The following is a 21,590-nucleotide window of genomic DNA, read 5'->3' as shown; positions in this document are numbered from 1 at the left end:
AACTTCTTTAGAGGTGAGGGGGGGATCGCTGTCTTAAAAAAAGTTGACAACGCGGTCAAACACGAAAGAATGCAACGATCTGACCTTATGAAAAAAATCGTCGTCCTCTTTTTAATGGGACTTTGGGTTAGCCCCGCTTGGGGAATTACAAGCGGATCGGTTCAAAATTTCCATCCCGCAACCGATAACAGCCCCTACCTGACTACTTCAGGTTCATCTCTCCTAAATCCCTGGCAGTATCATCTCGGCCTCTCCTTCGACTTTTCGCCAAAGATCCTCACACGACGCGTTGGAACGGTAACGCAAACGATGGTGGATGAACTCCTCATGAGTCACCTCTATGGGGCGATCGGTCTCTTTCCCTGGCTTGAGACAGGACTCGACCTGCCGATTGCGTTACGGGCCGACGCTGTCAGCCTTAATCGACTCTCCGCCGACAACACCAACATCACGCGTGATAAAGGTCTGGGACTTGGCGATGTTCGTCTGGAGACAAAACTGAGACTCCTCGATGCAGAACAGTTTCCATTAGGGATCGCGTTCTCCCCATTCTTTTTTCTTCCAACGGGAGATGGAAATCATTTTATCGGTGACAACAGCTTCTCGGGAGGGGCAAGGTTTGTCGTTGACACGACGATCGCAGAAAAGGTCCAGCTCGCACTTAACGCCGGCTATCGGATACGAAAGGCGTTCGCCTTCCCGGGGACGACAACGCGGCGGGATGATGAAATCCTTCTTGGCTTTGGTGTTGCCATCAAGGCGATTCCTGAGGTCGATGTTATTGGAGAGATCTCCTCCTCGCTGCTCGCCTCGGACCCTTTTCAACGATCAACGGAGACCCCTTTCGAGGCAGGCGGTGCCCTCCGCTTTCACCTCCCCTGGGTTGAAGGACTTGATCTTTCTCTCGGAGTGATGGCCGGACTCAACAATGGCTATGGAGCCCCAAGCTATCGAGCCCTCGGGGCACTCTCCTACACGGCTCCAAGCGAGAAAAAATTGCGCCCCGCCCCCCCACCACCTCCCCCGGCGGTTGCCGAGCCAATTCCGGAGCCGCCGCCCCAAGCAGCAGACGAATCAATTGTGACGATCACAGCAACGGAGATAGGGATTAAAAAGAGGGTTCATTTTGAAAAGAACAGGGGTGAGATCCAGGAGGTCTCTTATGAAATTCTGGATGCCGTCGCACAAACCCTCAAAGATTATCCCCAGATCAAGAAGATCCAGATCGAAGGGCATACCGACAGCAAGGGGAATGAGGTCTATAATCTGACCCTCTCACAGAAGAGGGCGGAGGCGGTCCGACAGTACCTCATTAATAAAGGAGTCGCACCGGAGCGGCTCCGAGCGATGGGCTTCGGCTCCTCTGAACCGATCGATACAAATGATACGGAGATCGGTCGCGCAAAGAACCGGCGAGTGACATTTACAATTCTTGAAAAAGAAGTGACTCCTCCGACGCCCCCTCAACCGACACCAACCCAAGCCCCACAACCTTCTCCGGAAGTCCTGGACGAGAGCAGTATCAGCCCATAATTTTTACACTCACCTCCGGGATGAAGCTCCCCGCAGCAAGACGGCGGGGTTTTCTGTTCTAAAATTCATGTTGATCTCCTGGCCGTCCCCCCTTATCACTTGGGGAGTTTTTTGCACGGAAAAATGAGCCCTCCTCTAACACTCGCCACCTATCTTCTCGATTCCCTCGTGGACCACGGTGTCTCGACGATCTTCGCATTGCCTGGCGATTATGTCCTCACCTTCTGTCATGAAATCGAGAAGCGTTCCGACCTTAAGCTGATTACCCTCTCTACGGAGGCCGGAATCGGCTTCGCCGCGCAGGCCCATGCCAGGGCCGGCCGATGCCTGGGGGTTGCCTGTGTCACTTATGGGGTCGGGGCGTTCAGCATGGTCAATCAGGTCGCCTGCGCTTATGCCGAAATGGTCCCTTTGGTCGTCATCAGCGGCGGGCCTTACCGTCAAGAAAAAGTAAAAGAGGGGATCCTCCTGCACCACCAGGTGAAGGCACTCACGGGTCAACTCAATATCTATGAGGAACTCACCTGCTATTCAGCAATTCTGGACGACCCCAAAACCGCCGCCACCAGGATTCAGGAGGCGCTTCAGGCAGCAACTGACTTCATGCGCCCTGTTTATTTGGAGGTCCCACGCGACCTCTGCAACGCACCAATTCTCCATCCCAAGAGACCGAAGAAGAGCCTTCCATCGGTTGATGAGGCCGGCATTGAAGAGGCCTCTCTCGAGATCGTCTCGCGCCTGCAGGATTCAGAACAGCCCTGCCTCATGGTAGGGATCGAGGTCCAGCGACGGGGGTTGACCGAAAAAACAGTTGCCCTTGCAGAAAAAATTGGCTGCCCCGTTGTCTCCTCGTTCCTGGCGCGAGGGACCTTCCCCCCGAAGCATCCCCAATACCTTGGGACTTATCTCGGCTTTGCCAGTGAACCGGTGGTTCGCGAGGCGGTGGAGCGCTCCGACTGTCTCCTGATGCTCGGTGTCCTCTTTTCCGACACCAACATGGCGGCCCGCCTGCGAGGGATCAGCCCTAAAAAGGTTATTCAATGTATCGGAGGTGAACTGCTGATCGGGCATCACAAATATGAACGGGTTCCCTTGAGTCACCTCCTGGATCAGGTCCTTGAAAAATACCGGGGCAAAATAAAGAAGGGGACCGTTTTGCCTCATCACAAATCTCCCCTGCCGACCGCCCCCCCTCCCGGTGCGCCAATCAAGATCCAGGACGTTGTCGATCTCCTCAACAACTTCCTGAAGACGGAAAAGCAGATGATTGTCATCGCCGATACGGGGGACGCCCTGCTCGCCTCTTATGAAATCGAGTCGGAACGCGTCATGGCCTCTACCTACTACGCCACCATGGGATTCGCCGTCCCTTCCGCCCTGGGGGTTCAACTCGGGACAGGCGAGAGACCGATCGTCCTGGTTGGAGACGGCGCCTTTCAGATGACCGGGCCTGAAATTTCTCACTGCCGACGTTACGGGATCAACCCGATCATCATCGTTCTCAACAATCAAAGCTGGGTGATGCTGGAGACCTTCCTCCCCGAGGCAAAATATAATAAATTGGTCAATTGGCCTTATGCCGAAATGGCCAGGCTCTGGGGTGGAAACGGTTTTCGGGTCAAAACGGCTTCTGAATTTAAAGAAGCCGTTCAGAAGGCGTATCGCTCAGACCAATTTTCCTTAATCGAGGTCTTGCTTCAACCGCGAGATATCACCAGGACGCTCAAAAGGTTTGCGGAGGAAATTTGAACAAACAAAAAAGCCCCACCATCGTAATCACGATGGTGGGACCTAGGAGAGGAGTATGCTCACCGACTCTAGCTAAAACATACTCCGAATATTGATCTGCCCTTCATGACGACGACCACCGGCCGTATCACGAAGATCAAACCGGCCGATCAGATCAAACCTCATGTTCTCTCGAGGCATAAAGGTAATCGCAGGACTGACCCGATTGAAATTATCGGAGCCATCGGTCCCATCGACCCAGTCATACTGGAGGGCAGGGAACCATCGTTCGGTCAAAAGATAACCGACCTGGCCTGAAGCCCCTTTGGAGGTCTGATCCAAACCGGTCGAAAGATTCCAATTATCATCCTTCCCATAGATAAAGAGCCCAATGACATCCCATTTCTCATAACGAAGATTGGCCGAACCGGCGGTCCGCCAAAATCTGTTGCTCTGAGTGTTGGCAGCGGTTGTGTCCCAACCAAGATAACCCCAAGTGCCAATATTACTTCCTGCCAATGCTCCATCCTCCTTCTCCCAACGAAGGGTCCCAAAGAAGTTCTTGAACTTGTTAACGTCAGTCAACTGGGCACCATTCGTCACGCCGAGCGAATAGAGGAATGGACCTTGATAGCCATAAGTCTCCAGGGAGGACTGAGCACTCGCGAGCGGAACAGAATCCTCCGGAGCCGCAGCACCACCTGAGCTGGCGATCCCGGAAATAGTCTCAATCCGGATATTCGGAATCATTCGGAGTCGACCGGATTGCCCCAGATTCTCCATCGGAGAGATTCTCCCAACCCTGACATTCAGAAGGGAGGAATCAAACAGGTTGTGATAACCGAGACTAAACCAGTTGATCTCAGCCTCTGTCGGCAAGATTTCGGTTTCCACAAAAACCGAGGCATCCTTAAAGATGCTGCCCCCCGTAAAAAACTGGATCCAGTTGGGGTTTCCAACACTCAGACGGGGACGGGTATTGTTGGTGAGGGCATTCGCCTCATAACGGATAGCATTGACATTCGTTCTAATCCCAAGGAAATGACCGAGCTTGTCATACCAGAGATTCCCAACGTTCTGTTTCGTCTCATCCCCATCACGGGAACCTGGCATCTGATAACCGTTTCTCTTGAACTTTTCACCAAAGTAATTCAACCGCGGAAAGGCGGTATGACAGGTCTGGCAATTTACGTTATACTTCCTCGCCCATTGAGCGAGCGCCTCGGCGCTCTGAAACTCAAAGGCTGCATTAACATGGAGTAACCCAAAAAACAGGATCCCCCAGGCCGCGACGCTTCCCATCCTTTTTATTTTGTTCATAGACTCTCCTTTTTTTTAAATTTTTCTTGCTTCGCCTTTTACTCCTGTCAACAATCGTTTACATATGATTGAGATCAGGTGACAATATAATTCTCGTCAGTTTAAAAATTCCACTCCGCCAGACGGCTTAAGCTTTTGATATTTCGGTCTGTCCAGTTCTCTATCTCGCGAACCTCCTGTTCACGACCGGGGAGGATCACGAGACTCCCCTCCTTCTCCTCTCGGACGAGATGATTGAACCGTTGCTGGGCTGCTAAAAAACGGAGGAGTGCTGTTCTGTTCTGGGGATTCGACGAGGCCGGGCGCACCCTCCCCTCCTTCCCCTTCTCCTTTATAAAGAGGGGGAATATTCCCGACTCGGCAGCAAGTTTTGCCAGTTCAATGGTTCGCCCCTCTTCAAACTTCCACCCGGCAATACAAGGAGACGGAATAAAAAGGACCGCCGTCTCCGAACAGGCCAACGCCTTTTCGCACGCCTCGGTAAAATCCTTAGGAAACGCGGGAGAGACCTGGGCAACAAAACCAGCCCCCGCCATAAGTGCAAGACCGATGTGATTGATCGGTTCTGCACTGTTTCCATGGATCCAGTCACCCGCCGGTGTTGTCGAGGTCTCTGAGTGAGGCGTTGCTGTCACCGCATACTGAAACCCGGTGTTCGCAAAAAACTCGTTGATCAGCACAACAATCGTAATCCGGGTACGGCGCGCAATCGTGTGGAGAAGCGATCGGAGCCCGATCACAAGCGCCCCCCCGTCACCGGAATTGGCAATGACCTGAATCGGCTTTTTCAACGCCCCCAGATCGAACAGGAGGTCGGCTGTATCGCGTATCCCCTCCGCCACGGTCGGCGCCGACTCAAAGACATTGTGAATAATGGAGAAGGAGTCCTCAAATCGCTCCGGCTCCTGATCCCCACGACCCCAGGCAATAACATGGGGCCAGAAAAGGGTCGAGACCTCGCCACAGAAGGTCCCCATCGAATAAATTGTTTTAACCCCGTTATCAGTCGCACGGCCAATATCCTGAAAGGCGATCGACTCCATACAACCGACACAAAGGGTCGAGCCCGGCCTGAAGCAACTCTGTTTTTTGGCAAGCTCCTTGTAGGGAATCACAGGCCTGGTCTTCGTCATACTCATACAACGACCCCCTGATGGACAAAACGTCCGTCCGATTCCTCATCCCCCGAGAGCAATGAGACGATCTTCTCCCAGGAACCGACGGAGATATCGGCACCACCCAATCCGGCAAAAAGCCCGGTGACCTTGATGGGCAACCCCGACAACGCATCGCTGACCAAAGCGGTCAGGTGACCACGTTCCGTCTGAAAGGCGTTGTTCACAACGCCAATAACCTCCGCCGATTTGAGAATCTCCCGCAGATGAGCCGAAGGAAACGGAGTGAGGAGGCGGACAACAAGCAGTCCGATCCTCTCTCCCTTTTTTCTCTTTTGTCTTACAACCTCGTACGCCGTTCCGGAATCGGGTCCCATCGTGACCAAAATTCGGGAGGGATGATCTTCTATAAAATACTCCTCAAAGGGGGAAATCCCGGGACGGCCAAAACAACCCTCAAAACCTCTGGCCACCGTCTCAAGAACCCCGAGGACCCGTTCAATCCGTTTTTTCTGCCCCCACTTGAATCCCTGAAAATGCTCGCTGGTCACGCAGTTTCCCATGGAGGTATCTCCGTCAATCAAGCCGGGGAGAGGGGATCGGTTCGGAATCAGAAAGTCCTGAAACTCATGGATCTTGCGATCCGGTTCCACCTGAAAGACCTCGCTCCGATGACTGTCTTTAATCCCGTAATAGGCCGGCATCGTCGGGATCAGGACATCCGGATTCATCCCGACACAGGGGAGTTGAAGGAGGGTATCGTAAATCTGTTGTTTCCCCCGACAAACGACCTGGATCCAACCGTCATCCCGGTGTCCAAAAGTATCGGAAGGATCTCCTTCAATGCAAAGCGGATAGTTGGCGGTCGCCCGACAAACATTGATGAGCATGACATTCCCGAGACCGCTCGAACCGATCGATTTTGTCGTCTCGGTCATATGGTCGAGTCCGACCGACGAGGTAGCAGTAATAAAGAGGAGGTCCCTGCAGGCAGCCGCCGCTCCCACCATATAATCAGCAACCGCATGCTCCGCCTCCAACTGCTTGATCTTTTTGGTGCTGACCCTCCGTCCATTCAGATCGATCACAAATTTTCCACTGTGAATCTTGGCAGCAATCGTTTCAAGCCACTTGGTGGAGGGGGTGATCGGAAAACCGGCGTAGATCGGTGATCGCCAAAACTGGAGTGAGGCGATCGCGGCCGCCTCGTTCCCGTCCTTCTGCACCTGTGTCGCCTTCTCATAGAGAGGAGGGTGTAAGCGTCGTAGCAAATCAAGATCAACAACCTCGGCAAATGACTTGCCATGCAATAATTCTGTCTCTTTCTGATTGAACCGCATCTTTCAGGCCCCTTCCCTCATCTCAGAAAACAGCTCAACCGGGCAGACCTCAATACATTCCCGGCACAATTTGCAAAACTGGTTCGACTTGGCACCCGTCACACGAACTCCGAGCTTTTCATGCGGCTCAAATTCGATGATCCCCTCCGGGCAATTAAAAATACAGAGACTACAACCATTACATCGATCGAGCGGATCACTAAAAACGAGCCTTCTCCCCGGCGGGGCATAATTGGCAGTCTGATTCGTGAGACTCGTCCGAAGCCGGCTCTGTCCCCCAATCGGATATCCTCTATACCCTGCAAAAGCGGGAAGCGGATGGGTCCAGCCCTCCTCCCCCAAAACTGTTGCGTGACGAACCTCCTTTAAAGAGGAGCGGAAACAGCTCTGATTCGCCAAGAGATAGCGATCCGCAAGTCTCCTTTTCCGACCGGTCTCCGTCAACGCCTCAAGGAGCTGCTCAACCGAGATCAGCGGTAGTGCCTTCTGCAAGGCAGCCAGAACGGAGATGTTTGGAATCGGACGTCCAAGAAACTCTTGCCCCAATCGATCCCCGGCCACCGTAAAAATCTCTCCACGCAGTTGAAACGATTTGGCGATCTCCAGGGGAGAGCGCTCCGTATTGATAACGTAGAACCCATCCGACATCCCACCGGCAAAATCGATCTCGGTTCCCGTTCTTTCCGTCACCAAAACAGCGATGTCCGGTCTCTCGATCTGGCAGGTCACATGGATAGGCCCCTTCCCGATCCTTAAAAAAACCCTGACGTTCGCCCCCTTCCGGGCCGAGCTGAAAAACGGCCACTCCTGCGATTGATAGATCCCTCCACGGGAGACCGCATCGGCAAAGGTCTGGAGGATCATCACAAGACCACTCCCCGCCTTCCCATCGGCCCGAAGGTCAATCGTTGCCCCTTCCTCCAGACGTCCCAAAATGCCGCTTTGAAGTACCATCTAGCCCCTCTTTCCGATCAATTGATATTCGCGAAGCGGCGCACCGGTATAGATCTGGCGCGGCCTTGCAATCTTCTGTTCCGAATCCTGGATCATCTCCTCCCACTGGGCCAACCAACCAGCCGTCCGACCAATCGCAAAAAGGACCGGAAACATCTCCACCGGAAATTTCATCGACTGGTAGATAAGCCCGGAATAGAAATCAACATTAGGGTAAAGCTTACGGCTCACAAAATAGTCGTCCTGGAGGGCGATCCGTTCCAGCTCAAGGGCAATATCAAGCAACGGATTTTTTCCGGTCACCTCAAACACCTCATACGCCATCCGTTTGATGATCCTTCCGCGTGGATCGTAGTTCTTGTAAACCCGATGTCCAAAACCGCTCAGGCGCCGCTCACCAGAAACAACTTTTTTCAAAAATTCCGGCACATTTTTAACCGAATCGATCTCACGGAGCATCTTCAAGACCGCCTCGTTCGCCCCCCCATGAAGTGGGCCATAAAGCGTCGCAGCCGCGGCCGCCGTTGTCGTAAACGGATCCCCGCGCGTACTCCCGGCACTCCGCATGACACTCGTACTGGCGTTCTGTTCATGATCGGCATGCAGGACAAACAGCATGTCGAGTGCCCTCTCGAGTACGGGGTGCGGCTTGTATTTAGGTTCCGCCATCTTGAACATCATGCTGAGAAAATTCCCCGCATAAGAGAGATCATTATCTGGCATCACATAAGGAAGCCCCATGCTGTGCCGATAACTGTAGGCCGCCAGCGTGATCATCTTGCCAATCAACCGGATCATCTGAAGACGCCTTACTTCGGGATCCTCCACCTGCTTGGCATCCTTATAAAAGGTGGAGAGGGCCGCCAGCGTGCTGACCAAAATACCCATCGGGTGGGCATCGTAGAGAAAACCATCCATAAATTTCTTCAAGTTCTCGTGGAGCATCGTGTGGACCGTTACCTGTTCCGTCCATCGGGCAAGGGCGTTTTGTGTCGGCAACTCACCATGAATGAGCAGGCAGGCAACCTCCAGGTAGTGGCTCTTCTCTGCGAGCTGTTCAATCGGGTAGCCGCGATAGAGGAGAATCCCGCGATCCCCGTCAATATAGGTCACGGAACTCCGGCAGGCAGCCGTATTAAAATAGGCGGGGTCGTAGACGAGGAGCCCCGGGTCTGACCCGTTCGTACGAATACTGTGGAAGACCTTCCCGTCGACCGTCCCGTCATGGACTGGCACCTCGTACTTCCGCCCCGTTCGCTCATCGGTGATCAAAAGTTTCGTCATAGAACCCCTCCTGTTCGGTCCCTCCTCGATTCCAGGAGTACAATATGTTCCCTCTCTTCGGCCGCAAGTTCTTGATAGAGTTCTCTCTCACGCCCCTCCGGGATCAATGGCACCTTGTTCTCAAAAAATGTCAGGGTCTTTTTCTCGAGTCGAATCGCGCAATCAAAGAGACGACGGATCTCCCCCGATTCGTTAAAGAAACAAAGGTCCTCAAAAAACGGATAGGGGAGCGGTCGACCGGTGTCCTGAAAGACCCTGTCTCCCAGGTGAAGATGGTATTTTTTGCTAAGTTCTGACGCATGTTCCCTCTCCATCTCGGCCATCTCCTCAAAGAAGTCGGCCGATTCCGGATCATCAACCGCCTCGGCAAGACGCTGATAAAAGAGACTGCTGCCCACCTCAATCTGAAACGCCTCCTGCAGAATAGCGATTCTTGCATCGGAGGGAGATTCCTCACAGATTTTTTCAAGACTCCCTCCGCACAACTCACACTGGCCAAACGGGATGGCAAATCCCCGACTCCGTTTACAACAGTCTTTGCATCGCCACTGGAACTCAACACCAGCACAACAGACATAATCCTCGTCCAGCACTTCATGGCATTTAGGACACTGAGATGGCATAACGATCCCCCTCCTCTCTCCCTGGCAAGACAGATGTTTTTAATTTCTCAATGTAGCTCAAAATTCCACGGGCGGCACGCCGGCCGGCTCCAAGCGCCAGGATAACGGTCGCGGCTCCTGTCACAATATCTCCCCCCGCAAAGACACCGGGGAGCGAGGTCATCGCAGTTTCCGGATCAATCTCGATATATCCCCATCGATTGGTCTTCAGTCCTAAAGTCGTCCGGCCGATGATCGGATTGGCAACGGTCCCCAGGGCATAGATGACCGTATCAAGATCGATCAAAAATTCAGAACCAGGAACCGGTCTGGGTGCCCGACGGCCACTTTCATCCGGCGCTCCGAGCTCCATCCGGACACATTTCATTCCGGTCAAACGTCCCACCGCATCCCCCACAAGCGCTACCGGATTGGTCAACCATTGAAAATCGATCCCCTCCTCTTTCGCATGCCGCAACTCTTCGATCCGAGCCGGCGACTCTTTTTCCGTCCGCCGATAGACAATCTGGACGCGGGAGGCCCCAAGGCGCAGCGCAATCCGCGCTGAATCGAGGGCCGTATTCCCCGCACCGATCACCGCAACCGTTTTCCCCATGCCGACAGGCGTATCACGATGATCGGTGCCATGCATCAGGTTGGCCCGTGTCAAAAATTCGTTGGCACTCATCACACCGCACAAATACTCCCCCGGAATTCCCATAAACTTGGGAAGACCGGCCCCCGTCCCGATAAAGACCGCTTGAAATCCTTTCTCCTTCAGGAGCTGTTCAATCGTAAACAGACGACCGATGAGGACATTAAATTCAAAATGAACACCGAGTCTCTGCAAGGCACTGATCTCCTCGTAAACAACTCTTCTCCGAAGACGAAAAGCGGGGATCCCGTAGGCAAGAACGCCACCCGCCTCGTGCAATGCTTCAAAAATGGTGACCGAGAGACCCGCACGCGCAAGATCATGGGCGCAGGCAAGCCCGGCAGGGCCCGATCCAATAATGGCGACCTTGCCGCTCTCCTGACGAGACAATTTTTTTTCATGTTCGTGAAGGTTATCAATCCCCCAATCACCGACAAAGCGCTCAAGCCATCCGATGGCGACAGGGTCTCCCTTTCGGCCAACCACACACTTCGCCTCACATTGCGTCTCCTGGGGACAAACGCGACCGCAGACCGCCGGGAGTGGATTCGATTCCCGAAGAACCGAATGGGCGGCTGGAAGATCGTTCTCAACAATCTTTCGAATGAACCCCGGAATATCGATGCCAACGGGACAGCCCTGGATACAGAGCGGCTTTTTACAGAAAAGACACCGTGTCGCCTCTTCACGCGCCATCTCAAAGGTGTACCCTTCATTCACCTCCTCAAAACTCTTTAAACGGATGGAGGCGAAGATCTCCCTCATCAAAATTCTTTGAGGTTTCAGTTTTTTCGGTACCCCGGTCATGAGGACAACATCCCTTTCTGGCGCAATCCGCAGTCTTCCTGATAGCGCCGATACGCCTCCCTCTCTTCAACCTGAAAGCGGCATTGACGGATCTTAAGCTCTTCAAAATCAACCTGGTGGGCATCCATGTCGGGACCGTCGACGCAGGCAAAGAGAACCTGTTCCCCCATTCTCACGCGGCAGGAGCCACACATCCCGATCCCGTCAACCATGATCGGATTGATCGAGGCGATCGTGGTTATTTTCCACGGTCGCGTCACCTCGGCAATCGCCTGCATCATCGCCAGCGGACCGATGGTGATGACCCGATCGATCGGACTTTTGTCAACAAGGTCACGAAGCCCATCGACCGTCGTTCCCTTCTCTCCGGACGAACCGTCCTCTGTCATGAGGAGAAGTCGGTCGCTGAAACGGGTAAATTTCCCCTCCCAAAAGGCATCCTTTTTGGATCGAAAGCCAAGGATTGTCGTGAGGTAAGAACCCGCCTCGTGAAATCCGCGAAGAATCGGAAAGAGAGGGGCAACCCCCAGCCCACCACCAACAAGAACGACATGATTAAGCGGCAAAACTTCGGTCGGTTGTCCCAGCGGCCCCACACAATCCAGAAGAAAACTTCCCCTCTCAAAAGTCGCCATCTCGGCCGTCGTCTTTCCGATCACTTTAACAACAAGCGTAATCGTGCCTCGTTCACGATCGAAATCGGCAATCGTCAGGGGGATCCTCTCTCCCCCTTTTCGAAGACGGACAATCACAAATTGACCCGGCTGACAGGCACGAGACAGATCCGTTGCCTTAAGAATGTAAAGATAGGTAGAAGGGGCCAACACCTCCCGCTCCAGGATGGGATACATGGTAAATTCATTCTGGTTGTATTCAGGAACAATCGACATGATGGAGATCAGTCGACTAGATGAGCCTGATCAGACCAGAAGGAGACAAGGGGTGAAAAAGTGGGGACTTCAATGAAAATCCGTTCCTTGATCGTGGGAGGCGGTATCGCGGGAGTGACCGTCGCCCTCTGCCTTTGGAAAAAGAAAGAGGAGTTTCTCCTCCTTGAATCTTCACCACGACTCGGCGGCAAGGTGGAGACAAAGCGAATCTCCGGAGGATTGCTTGAGATGGGACCCTCCTCCTTCTTGGCAGAACCTCCGATGATCCTGGAGATGATTGAAGCACTCGGGATGAAGGATTCGTTGCTCTCCCCCGCTCCGGAGGCCAAACAACGGTTCATCCTCAAACGAGGTCAGATAAGCCGCCTCCCCTCGAATCCGTTTGAATTGTTCACAACCGACGCCCTCTCCTGGAACGGAAAGTTTCGTTTTTTGAGAGAGCTGTTTTATGCCTCTCCCCGACAACAGGGGGAGGAATCGGTCTTCGATTTTTTCTTAAGGCACTTCGGGCGGGAGACGGCCCAATCGTTCGCCGATCCGTTTGTCTCCGGAATTTTTGCCGGAGACTCCTCACAGCTCTCACTGGACGCCGCCTTTCCCACCATGAGGGAGGCTGAAATCAAATCCGGCTCTCTGCTCCGGCATCTCATCCGTAAGAAAAAAACAGGAGGTCCTCCCTCCTCACTCTATCAGATACGAGGAGGGCTCGGTTCCATTTTTGCGGAGGCCTCCTCAAAAATGGGGGAAGAGAATTTTCATCGAAACGAGGCGGTACAATCAATTGTTCGCCTGCCACGGGGATTTCAGGTCTTGACGAACAAGGCGACTTACGAAACGGAAAAATTGTATCTCGCCGTCCCCGCCTATGAGGCTGCCCGATTATTTCAAAACCAGACCCCTTCTCTCGCCGATCTTCTCTGGCAGGTCCAGTATGCCCCGCTTGTCACCGCACACCTCCGGATCAGGCGAAACGAGAAAAACCGGCTCTCTGGCTTCGGGCTTCTGATCCCCACCGCCGAAAAGCGTCAGATCCTCGGCATTCTTTGGAACTCCAGCTCCTTCCCTTCCCTTTTTACCGATAAACAGCATCACTATGTTACCGTCTACGCCGGAGGGGCGAGAAACCGACAAATCGTTGAGGAGGAGAGAGACCGGCTTGTTCAAAAGATCCTCGATGAGACCTCTTCGGTCCTCTCACTCCATGAAACGATCGATCTTCTGGAACTACGCCGACATACCGCAGCCATCCCCCAATACAATCTTGGACACAACCGGATCCTGGAGGCTATTTCTCAAGAACTTCGTACACTCCAATCCTTAAAATTGGTTGGGAATTATCTGGGCGGGGTGAGTCTTCCCCGAACAGTCGCCCACGCCATATCGCAGGTTCTATGGGACTGTTGAAAAATGCCATCTGCTGCGTTCTCCTCGTCGCCGGCTCCTCGACGTACCCTCAAGTACGCCTGCGTCGCGGCTCCTCGGGGTGCCTTGCAGCTGGGCATTTTTGAACAGTCCCCAAAAGTCATTTTTCAACACACCTATGAAAGGGCCTTGCGAACGAAAATGTTACGAACAATCTCGTCGTCCAATGCCACTTCTGTTTCATCTACTCGGACGACCACCACCGGCTTTTTCTGAATAATCCGAACGATCCGCCCCGGCAGGAGCCCGAGCGAGGCCAGTCGATCGAGCGGCGCGTGCCCCTTGGGGGTTATGAAAACAACCCGATAAAATCCGTTGTTCGACGCCTGATGGAGCGGCACCACAAAGGGAGTCAGTTCCTGAGCTGACTCCGAACAGCATCTCCCCCGCGGGATCGGACGACCATGCGGACAGGTGGGGGGATGTCCCAGAAAGGCACAAATTGCGCTGATCGCCTCTTCTGACAGAACCGATTCATGTTCCAGTTCACAGGCATCCTTTTCCCAGACCTCCTCCGACGTCTCAAAAAGGTCCGAGAAGAGACGTTCCGTCAACCGATGCCTTCGAATAATCTTCTCCGCCTCCTGTTCGCCGGCGGAAGTCAGTTCAAGACGTTCCCCCTCGACATGAATCAACCGTTCCTTCTCCAGGGCCGATAACCAGCGCTCCGCGTGGGAAACAGGGGTCGCCGCAATAACCGATTCTTTTTTGGAAGAGCCTCTTTCCCTCTGGGTCCAGATACGCTCCAAAAACTCGTCCATTTCAGGGAGCCGTTTTTTCATCTTTTCCTCCATACCACCGCCGAAGGGCACGAACAACCCTCTGAAAAAGATCGACCAACGCGGACCTCTCTACAAACTCATACTGACACGAGGGACACCGGATGAGCGTACACCCTTTTCGGAGCCCACATCCGATACAGCAGGTCGATTCGTCAAATTTTTTCTGACAAAGGGGACATTGTGTCATACCAGTCTCCTCAAGACGGCATTCAGGGCAGCGCCGATTGCGAAAGAGAACGGATAGATAAAGGCCACAATTCCGAGCGCTACTTTCGTTCCCCGCTCCTTCACAATCATGAGAAAGTTCGCGAGGCAGGGGACAAAAAGGGTCATCACAACAAGCGCAACGATCGCCTGGACTGCGTCAATCCCTCCCTTTTGGAAAAGGTCGAAAAAGCGGGTCGCCCCGTAATCCCTTCTTAAGAATCCGATCAAGAACGCCTCGGTTGCCTCCGAAGGAAGCCCCAAGAGCCCCACCACAAGCGGGTTGCCGAAGTTCCTTATTTTAGGAAGCCATTGGAGCTGATCAAGAAGAAAAAGAAAGAATGTCCCGGCAAGAAAAATTGGAATCACCTCTTTTAAGTACCACTCAAGACGTGCCAGGGTTTTTGTGATGATATTGGCAAGCGTCGGCCTTCGAAGTGGAGGCACTTCCATGAGGAAGCCTGCCGCCTCGCCCGGCAAGAGTCGTGCCGCTAATGCCCCAACCCCGAGAATCACCCCCGCAATGAGCAAGAGCCAGACAAACGTAGCCCAAGGAGGAAGTGCCGAGAGCATCCCGAGGATAATCCCCAGTTGCGCGGAACAAGGGACGCCGAGTGCGAGTAGAAGTGTTAGAATGATTTTCTCTTTTTTTGTCTCAAGAATGCGAACAGAAAGGGTCGCCATGGTGTCACACCCAAGACCCAAGACCATCGGCACAACCGCCTTGCCGTTCAGACCGATCTTTTGAAAGAGCCGGTGCATCAGGACCGCGAGTCGCGGCAGATAGCCGGAATCCTCAAGAACACTGAAGAAGAGAAAAAAGGTAAGCACAATTGGAAAGACAATTGCGAGCGCATAGGTGAGTCCCATTGTGATTAAACCGTACTCTCCAACAAAGAGATCCCGGAGAATCGGCAGGAACGAAAAAAGCCTCGAGAAAATATCGATCGCCCAAGGGTTCAGGTATTGTCCGAAAATACCATTTTCGAGCCAATCAACCCCGATCTGCGCCCCGAGATTCCCAACGAATTCGTAAAGGAGAAAAAGCACCCCCGCCAAAATCGGATAGCCCCAAAGGGGATGCATCGAAATCTTCCCCAACGCCTCCAACGCATCCCGTTTTACTCCTGCTTGTTTCCTCAAGACTGCATTCATCAATTCGGCGGCACTCCGCATTCTTCTGGACTCAATCAGATAGGAGAGGGGTTGCGCGTAATGTCGTGATGTCTCAAGACAGATCTGACGAATCGACCGTAATCTTTCTTCCGAAACCGATCCCTGAAGAGACCGCTCGAGGCTCTCATCCCCCGACAGGAGGGAGACCGCCAGAAACCGCCTGGAGACAGCCCCCTCCAAGAGAAGCGGCTCGATACTCCGTATCGCCTCCTCAATCTTCTCAGGATAAGAAAAACAGAATCGGGAAGAACAGAGGGAATCTATTTTATCCTTGAGAAGACCAAGCCCCTTTTTTTGAATCGCTACCGTCTTGATGACGGGAACTCCTAAACGAGATTCAAGATCTGCCACATCAACTTCAATACCGCGGGAGGACGCCTCATCCTCCATATTGAGATCAAGGAGGAACGGAATCTGCATCTCAACCAGCTGGAGAGAGAGGTGAAGGGCGCGGTGGAGATTCTTCATATCCGCCACCTGAACGACACCTTTCAAACGATTATTGAGGACCAGGTCCCTCGTAACCACCTCTTCATCGGAGGAAGGGACGAGCGAATTGATGCCGGGGGTATCGATGAGGGAAAACGGCTTTCCATGACACTTTGCTTCTCCCCGAGTAATCTCAACAGTCGTTCCTGGATAGTTGGAGACCGTTGCATAGCGGCCCGTCAAAAAACCAAAGACAACACTCTTTCCCACATTGGGGTTTCCGATCAGGGCAATTGTATTATCTTCCGCGTGGGTCATCCCGATAACTTAGAACCTATCGGGACAGGTGACAAGGGCTAGCGTTCTCCGTGGTAGATATTCTCCGCCTCACGTGACCAAGGCTGACACTTCATCGCTTCTTCACAGATTGTATAAAGCCCACAAAGATCTGAAACGAGCATATCCCTTTGAATTACATCACAAATTTCTTTTCTGAGGCAGAGCTCAAAATCAAGAAAGGAGCCTTTCAGTCCTTGTCTTAATGCAACACGGTAGGCGGCCTCCGTAAGATGGGATAAAAACTCGTCGGGTAAAATCTCAAACTTGACATACAGGCCGGGCATGAGACCACCCCCAATCCACAGGGGGAAGTGTATGCCTTTTACCCCTGCTCTTCAAATAGTTTTCATATGATGATGATCATATGACTCTAGGCGCTAACAATTTAGAATTGCAGCAGAATTAGAACGAAAAGGAGTTCCTAAGTGATGCCCCCAAAAAAAAGGAGTTTGATTTGGGCAGGGATTGTTTTGCTCCTTCTTATCGTTGCTCCTGGTTGTGCCAAGAGAAAAGCAACCTCCAAAACTTCGGAACCGGCCTCTCCTAATCTCATGCCGGGAGAGGCAGCCTCCCTTCCCGCCCTTTTCCCCCACCCAGAAAATTGGAGCAGTCCCGCTTCCCACGGAACCTCCGCAACGGAGCGAGGGGTTGCCTCATGCCTGCCATGTCATGCATCGGAAGATTCTAAAAAAACAGGGGCACCAGCCTGTCAGGGTTGTCATCCCCTCTTCCCCCATCAACAAGGTTGGATAGAGAAGGGCTCCCATGGAGGCCACGTAGTAGAAAAGGGGAGAAGAGAATGTGCCACAACATGTCATGGAGCCGACTTTAAAGGGGGCCTCTCACAGGTCTCCTGCGTGCAATGTCACGCCACCTATCCCCATCCTGACAACTGGAAAGAGATCGGAGAGCACGGCGCTACCGCACTCGGTGAAGGGAAAAAGCTCTGTCAAAATTGTCATGGGGTCGATTTCCGCGGCGGTGAGAGGGCGGCGAACTGTTATTCTTGCCATGAATTATATCCCCACTCTGATACCTGGGCCCGTCCCGACCGACATGGTGACAAGGTCCTTAAGGATGGAAAGGCCGGATGCGCAACCGGATGTCATGGCAATGATCTCGCGGGCGGCGCCTCTAAAATCTCCTGTGACAGCTGTCACCTCGTCTATCCCCACAAGGAAAATTGGAGCGAAGGGCACAAAGCGGTTGCCCGTGAATATGGAAACGACCTTTGCCAAAGATGTCACGGAGAGGATTTCAGCCGTCTCTTGAACCAAAGAAACTGCTTCTCCTGTCACGAAGACTACCCCCATCCCGCAAGAGACGAGTGGCTTCCGTTTCAGGGAGGACATGGAGAGAGGGTCCAACAGAGACGGCAAGGAAGTACTGAGACATGTCAACGATGCCATGGAGAGAGCGGCGAGCGCCTTGTTAACGGGGAGAACTGTTCGAGCTGTCACCCTCCCTATCCGTTCCTTCATCGAGGTCGTGAAGGAGCCGCCTGGCGTGACTTTGAACAACATGGGGAATATACCTTCAGTCATTCCACCGCAGAATGCACACTCTGTCATGGCCGTGAACTCGCGGGGGGAATCAGGACAAACAGCTCCTGTTACTCCTGCCACAGGGCCTACCCACATCCGACCGGCTGGATGAACAGGGACGGCGGCCCCCAAGGCCACACCCTTTATGTCCGGGACTTTGGACAGGAAGGGTGTGCCACATCTCACTGTCATGGAGAAGGACTCATACCGGCAGGAGGTGTCACACGAGGCCCCAGTTGCAACGGCTGTCATGCCAATCTTCATCCCGCCAACTGGGCCGAAAGAAACCGCCACGGCTCACAGGTCCTGGCAGAAGGGTATGCCGATTGTCTCAACTGTCATCAGGCAGATAGAAGCGGCTACGCCGCTGCCCGAAGTTGTCTTGACTGCCACGCCGGGTTTTATCCCCACGGATTGATCCCGAATTGGGAAACAACGGGTCATGGCCAAACCGCCCTGAATTCCGCCAATCGTCGAGTCTGTGGTGAGAGGTGTCATGGTGAATCATTGACGGGCAACGAAGCCGCCCCCTCTTGCTACTCCTGTCATACCGAGTTCCCGCATTCCTCAAGGAGTGACGAGTGGGTTGGAGAGAGACAGGTCGTAGAACAGCTTTGTCGTCCCTGTGAAGAGGGTGACGAAGATTTTTGTGACGGAAATGGAAACATCTGCTGGGACTCTTCTATAATCCACATGAGTCGACATGGTGAATCATTCCTTGCACAAAAGGATGCCGGCTTTCCAGATTCTCCCAATCGTTGTTCCGTTTGTCATGGTAGCAATTATCAGGGAGGTGCCTCGGGGGTCTCTTGCGGTGGAACATGTCACAGTGGATTCTCGGAACATCTTTCCGATCCGGATTGGTCCAACAGTGATGGAGGAAGTCATGGAACCGCTTACCGTACTGGTCCTGCCGGAGCCGCCAGTTCTTGTGTCGTTTGTCACCTTAACTTCGATCGGGGCCGTGATGCACGGGCCCCTGCTTGCGCCAGTTGCCACATCAACTATCCACATCTTTCCGATTGGCTATCGGCGAGGCGGCATGGATTTGGTTTTATTATAAACGAGTGGCTCGATGACGGGACCGAGGCGAGACAGAATGCGTGCGCCTCATGCCATGGAGACAACTTCCGCGGCGCTGGAGATCCCGTCAAGGATTGTGCCAGTTGTCATGAGCATTATGGGGCGGTCTCCCATTTGGGATGTTGTGAACGAAGCGGCCGCTGGGCAAGCACTGCGCATCCAAATGCCCGCCAGGCGATCCTCGATGGTGATACCGACCGTTGCACCCAGTGCCACGGTACGACACCGGTCGAACCTCGTTTTTTATCCGCATTTTGTACTACCTGTCATCAACGAAGGTAAGTAAAGAACAGATATGCCTAAAGTGACCACTAAAGGTCTGGGAATTATCCTCCTCCTCTGGTCGCTTCCGATTTTTGCCGAACCGTTCCATGCGGAGGTAACGCTACTCGGACAGGGACGTCAAAATACAAGGGAGGAGGTAGAGGTCCCACTGAATGGGTATGCTGGCGCCGGCTATCAAGCAGGCCGCTGGCGTGGCGAGACCTCTTTTCGTCTCTTCCGTGATCTCGACCAGGGATTAGACGACGCCGACCTTTATCAGGCCCTTCTTCAGTTTCAACCGCTGACCACGACCAGTATCACCTTCGGTCGTCAATTCTTAAGCGAAGGGTTCGCAACAGAGATGCTGGATGGCCTCCGGGCAGAATTGCTACCAGCCGGCCCGCTTCGTCTCTCCGTTTACGGCGGGATTCCAAGGACCGTTGAGGAGGGGGATTTCAACAAAGACGATGGCCTGCTGACCGGCCTCTCCATACGCCTCAAGGAAGAGTTTGGAACCAGGGGGGGACTGCACGCCGCCTGGCGGAAAAATGACTGGGGAGTTGCCGATCTGGGACGTAATGATGAACTACGTCTTGGCGCAGATCTCTCCAGACGATGGAATTCAAAAATAAAACCACAAATTTATGGGTTGGCGGAATATAATCTCTCCTCAAAGGTACTGGAGACGGGTACGGCCGGTTTAGAACTAACTGCTCACCGGCGTCTGTCAGTTAACGTGGAAGGAAACTATTTCAACGCCAACCGGGAGACCAACCGCCCGAGTATCCTTAGTCTCTTTACGCAAGGCGAGACGATCTCAGGACGTTTTGCACTAACCTCAACACTCGTCGAAGAATGGATGGATTTCATCGGAAGCTACTCCTATCAGATAAACGAGATCGAAGAAGAGACCGAGCGAAAGGGACACCTTCTTGAGGCCGGCTTTCCTCTCACCTTTGATCAACTCGGACTGCTCATTCATCCCTCTTACTATTTTTTGAACAGCTTTGGAGGAACCGTTCATGGCGCAAAATGCTCACTGATGGAGGAATGGAACGAGAAATTCTCATCCGAACTAAGCGCTGATTTTGCCACCTATACAAAGATCACCAGCGACAACGACCAGGCCTTCTCCACCGTTCTCTGGACTGGTTACCGGCCCGCAGAAAACTGGAAGATCTCCGGAGGCGCTGAGTACAACCGAAACAACCTTTTTGACCGCGATGTTCGCGGTTCTTTAAAACTGGATTACCACTATGGAAAAATTTAACAAAGAACGACTCCTCTTTCTGATCACCGCGCTCCTGCTCGTCGCCTCTCCCTCCCTGGCCAAAAAAAAGAAGCCTCCCCACCCCTTTGATCTCTACAACCACGAAATGCACACGGGGATCTTTGAGTCGCTTTCTGTTGCCTGTGAGACCTGCCATGCCGATCCCGACTCCTACGGAGACAGAAGCAAGGTCAACAAGGCCGGATGTCATCTTTGTCACAACAGCCCCAAACCGATTATTGAGGCAACCAAAGACTGTTCTCTTTGCCACAAGGAGGGACCTCCCAAGCCTCAGAGCCATCGTGTTGACTGGACCCGCCAACATCAGGTTCCGGCCAAACAAAATCCGGAAGAATGCAAGACCTGCCATACTAATGCCACGTTCTGTATCAACTGCCACAAGCGGCGTGACACTGTTTCCGAAAAGGTTCATCGCAGAAATTTCAGACTTTTCCATTCTATTGAAGCACGGGCAAATCCCCGGAGGTGTGATGCCTGTCACACCGTAACCTTTTGTCAGGAATGTCACGCCGGGCGCGGGAGTTCCAAGCGATGAACCCTCTTCTTTTTATCCTGATCCTACTTCTCTCCGGATGTCTCGGGAGTGAGCTCAATGAAGGAGAAGACTACGGCAATCTGCTGGACTCGCCGGAGGGGTTGGTCGTGACGGAGGTTGAACACACGGGCGGATGGGGACGCGCCGACTGCACGACATGCCACAACCTCGAGAATGTGCATCTTGTTGACCGAACAGGTGGCACGGTCGATATCACGGCCGTTTATAACCAGGCGATCTCACAAGGAAACACCGGCTGCCCCGCCTGCCACGGAACCAACGGGGTTCCGTAA

Annotated in this window: 16 protein-coding genes and 1 pseudogene; 7 read left to right on the top strand and 10 right to left on the bottom strand. The window is 53.3% G+C overall.

Going from position 1 to position 21,590, the window contains the following annotated elements:
• Positions 1–69 precede the first annotated feature (69 nt).
• Both HYT77_03005 and HYT77_03000 read left to right on the top strand, forming a co-directional pair.
• Positions 70–1,533, top strand: coding sequence for an OmpA family protein (locus tag HYT77_03005; protein MBI2066962.1), 1,464 nt, complete (start codon positions 70–72; stop codon positions 1,531–1,533).
• 123 nt (positions 1,534–1,656) lie between these two features.
• Positions 1,657–3,282 (top strand): indolepyruvate/phenylpyruvate decarboxylase, encoded by a 1,626-nt coding sequence (locus HYT77_03000; protein MBI2066961.1) that lies wholly within the window; start codon positions 1,657–1,659, stop codon positions 3,280–3,282.
• Positions 3,283–3,354: 72 nt separating this feature from the next.
• On the opposite strand, the gene HYT77_02995 is transcribed toward HYT77_03000, so the two are convergent.
• The 6 genes and pseudogenes from HYT77_02995 to gltA form a co-directional block, all read right to left on the bottom strand.
• The gene (locus HYT77_02995; protein ID MBI2066960.1) at positions 3,355–4,581 is read right to left on the bottom strand and encodes a hypothetical protein; all 1,227 of its coding nucleotides are present in this window, start codon (positions 4,579–4,581) and stop codon (positions 3,355–3,357) included.
• 101 nt (positions 4,582–4,682) lie between these two features.
• Positions 4,683–5,714: a hypothetical protein gene (locus tag HYT77_02990; protein ID MBI2066959.1), complete on the bottom strand. Its 1,032-nt coding sequence runs from the start codon at positions 5,712–5,714 to the stop codon at positions 4,683–4,685.
• Positions 5,715–5,716: 2 nt separating this feature from the next.
• A complete protein-coding gene (locus HYT77_02985) occupies positions 5,717–7,036 on the bottom strand; it encodes a hypothetical protein (protein ID MBI2066958.1) in 1,320 nt (439 codons plus the stop codon).
• Positions 7,037–7,039: 3 nt separating this feature from the next.
• Complete coding sequence (locus HYT77_02980) at positions 7,040–7,990, bottom strand: 2-oxoacid:acceptor oxidoreductase family protein (GenBank protein MBI2066957.1); 951 nt, start codon at positions 7,988–7,990, stop codon at positions 7,040–7,042.
• Positions 7,991–9,274 carry a citrate synthase gene (locus tag HYT77_02975; GenBank protein MBI2066956.1) on the bottom strand — a complete coding sequence of 428 codons (1,284 nt, stop codon included), beginning with the start codon at positions 9,272–9,274 and terminating at the stop codon, positions 7,991–7,993.
• A pseudogene (gltA, locus tag HYT77_02970) lies at positions 9,271–12,189 on the bottom strand (NADPH-dependent glutamate synthase). Before gltA ends, HYT77_02975 begins: the two are co-directional and overlap by 4 nt.
• Before the next feature lie 111 nt (positions 12,190–12,300).
• On the opposite strand from gltA, the gene hemG reads away from it, so the two are divergent.
• Positions 12,301–13,632, top strand: a complete 1,332-nt coding sequence (hemG, locus tag HYT77_02965) for a protoporphyrinogen oxidase (GenBank protein MBI2066955.1) — start codon at positions 12,301–12,303, stop codon at positions 13,630–13,632.
• A 134-nt stretch (positions 13,633–13,766) separates the two neighbouring features.
• Here hemG and HYT77_02960 read toward each other — a convergent pair whose 3' ends face one another.
• The 4 genes from HYT77_02960 to HYT77_02945 are packed head-to-tail and all read right to left on the bottom strand — an operon-like array spanning position 13,767 to position 16,864.
• Positions 13,767–14,432 (bottom strand): FeoA domain-containing protein, encoded by a 666-nt coding sequence (locus tag HYT77_02960; GenBank protein ID MBI2066954.1) that lies wholly within the window; start codon positions 14,430–14,432, stop codon positions 13,767–13,769.
• Positions 14,413–14,619, bottom strand: a complete 207-nt coding sequence (locus HYT77_02955) for a hypothetical protein (GenBank protein MBI2066953.1) — start codon at positions 14,617–14,619, stop codon at positions 14,413–14,415. The genes HYT77_02960 and HYT77_02955 overlap by 20 nt, the downstream gene beginning before the upstream one ends.
• A complete protein-coding gene (gene feoB, locus HYT77_02950) occupies positions 14,616–16,559 on the bottom strand; it encodes a ferrous iron transport protein B (protein MBI2066952.1) in 1,944 nt (647 codons plus the stop codon). Before feoB ends, HYT77_02955 begins: the two co-directional genes overlap by 4 nt.
• Before the next feature lie 38 nt (positions 16,560–16,597).
• Positions 16,598–16,864 carry a hypothetical protein gene (locus tag HYT77_02945; protein MBI2066951.1) on the bottom strand — a complete coding sequence of 89 codons (267 nt, stop codon included), beginning with the start codon at positions 16,862–16,864 and terminating at the stop codon, positions 16,598–16,600.
• Positions 16,865–17,008: 144 nt separating this feature from the next.
• Between HYT77_02945 and HYT77_02940 the strand changes: the two genes are divergently transcribed.
• From HYT77_02940 to HYT77_02925, 4 genes are read left to right on the top strand one after another with little or no spacing between them, the layout of a single operon-like run.
• Complete coding sequence (locus tag HYT77_02940; GenBank protein MBI2066950.1) at positions 17,009–19,489, top strand: hypothetical protein; 2,481 nt, start codon at positions 17,009–17,011, stop codon at positions 19,487–19,489.
• 13 nt (positions 19,490–19,502) lie between these two features.
• Complete coding sequence (locus HYT77_02935; protein MBI2066949.1) at positions 19,503–20,741, top strand: hypothetical protein; 1,239 nt, start codon at positions 19,503–19,505, stop codon at positions 20,739–20,741.
• On the top strand, positions 20,728–21,297 hold the full coding sequence (locus HYT77_02930) for a hypothetical protein (GenBank protein MBI2066948.1): 570 nt from the start codon (positions 20,728–20,730) through the stop codon (positions 21,295–21,297). Before HYT77_02935 ends, HYT77_02930 begins: the two co-directional genes overlap by 14 nt.
• Entirely contained in the window at positions 21,294–21,590 is a 297-nt protein-coding gene (locus HYT77_02925; GenBank protein ID MBI2066947.1) for a hypothetical protein, read from the top strand. Before HYT77_02930 ends, HYT77_02925 begins: the two co-directional genes overlap by 4 nt.

This window comes from Deltaproteobacteria bacterium, assembly GCA_016180855.1.
Taxonomy (GTDB): Bacteria; UBA10199; UBA10199; order JACPAL01; family JACPAL01; genus JACPAL01.
The sequence above is the reverse complement of the archived record's forward strand: the minus strand, read 5'-3'. Positions and strand labels throughout refer to the sequence as shown.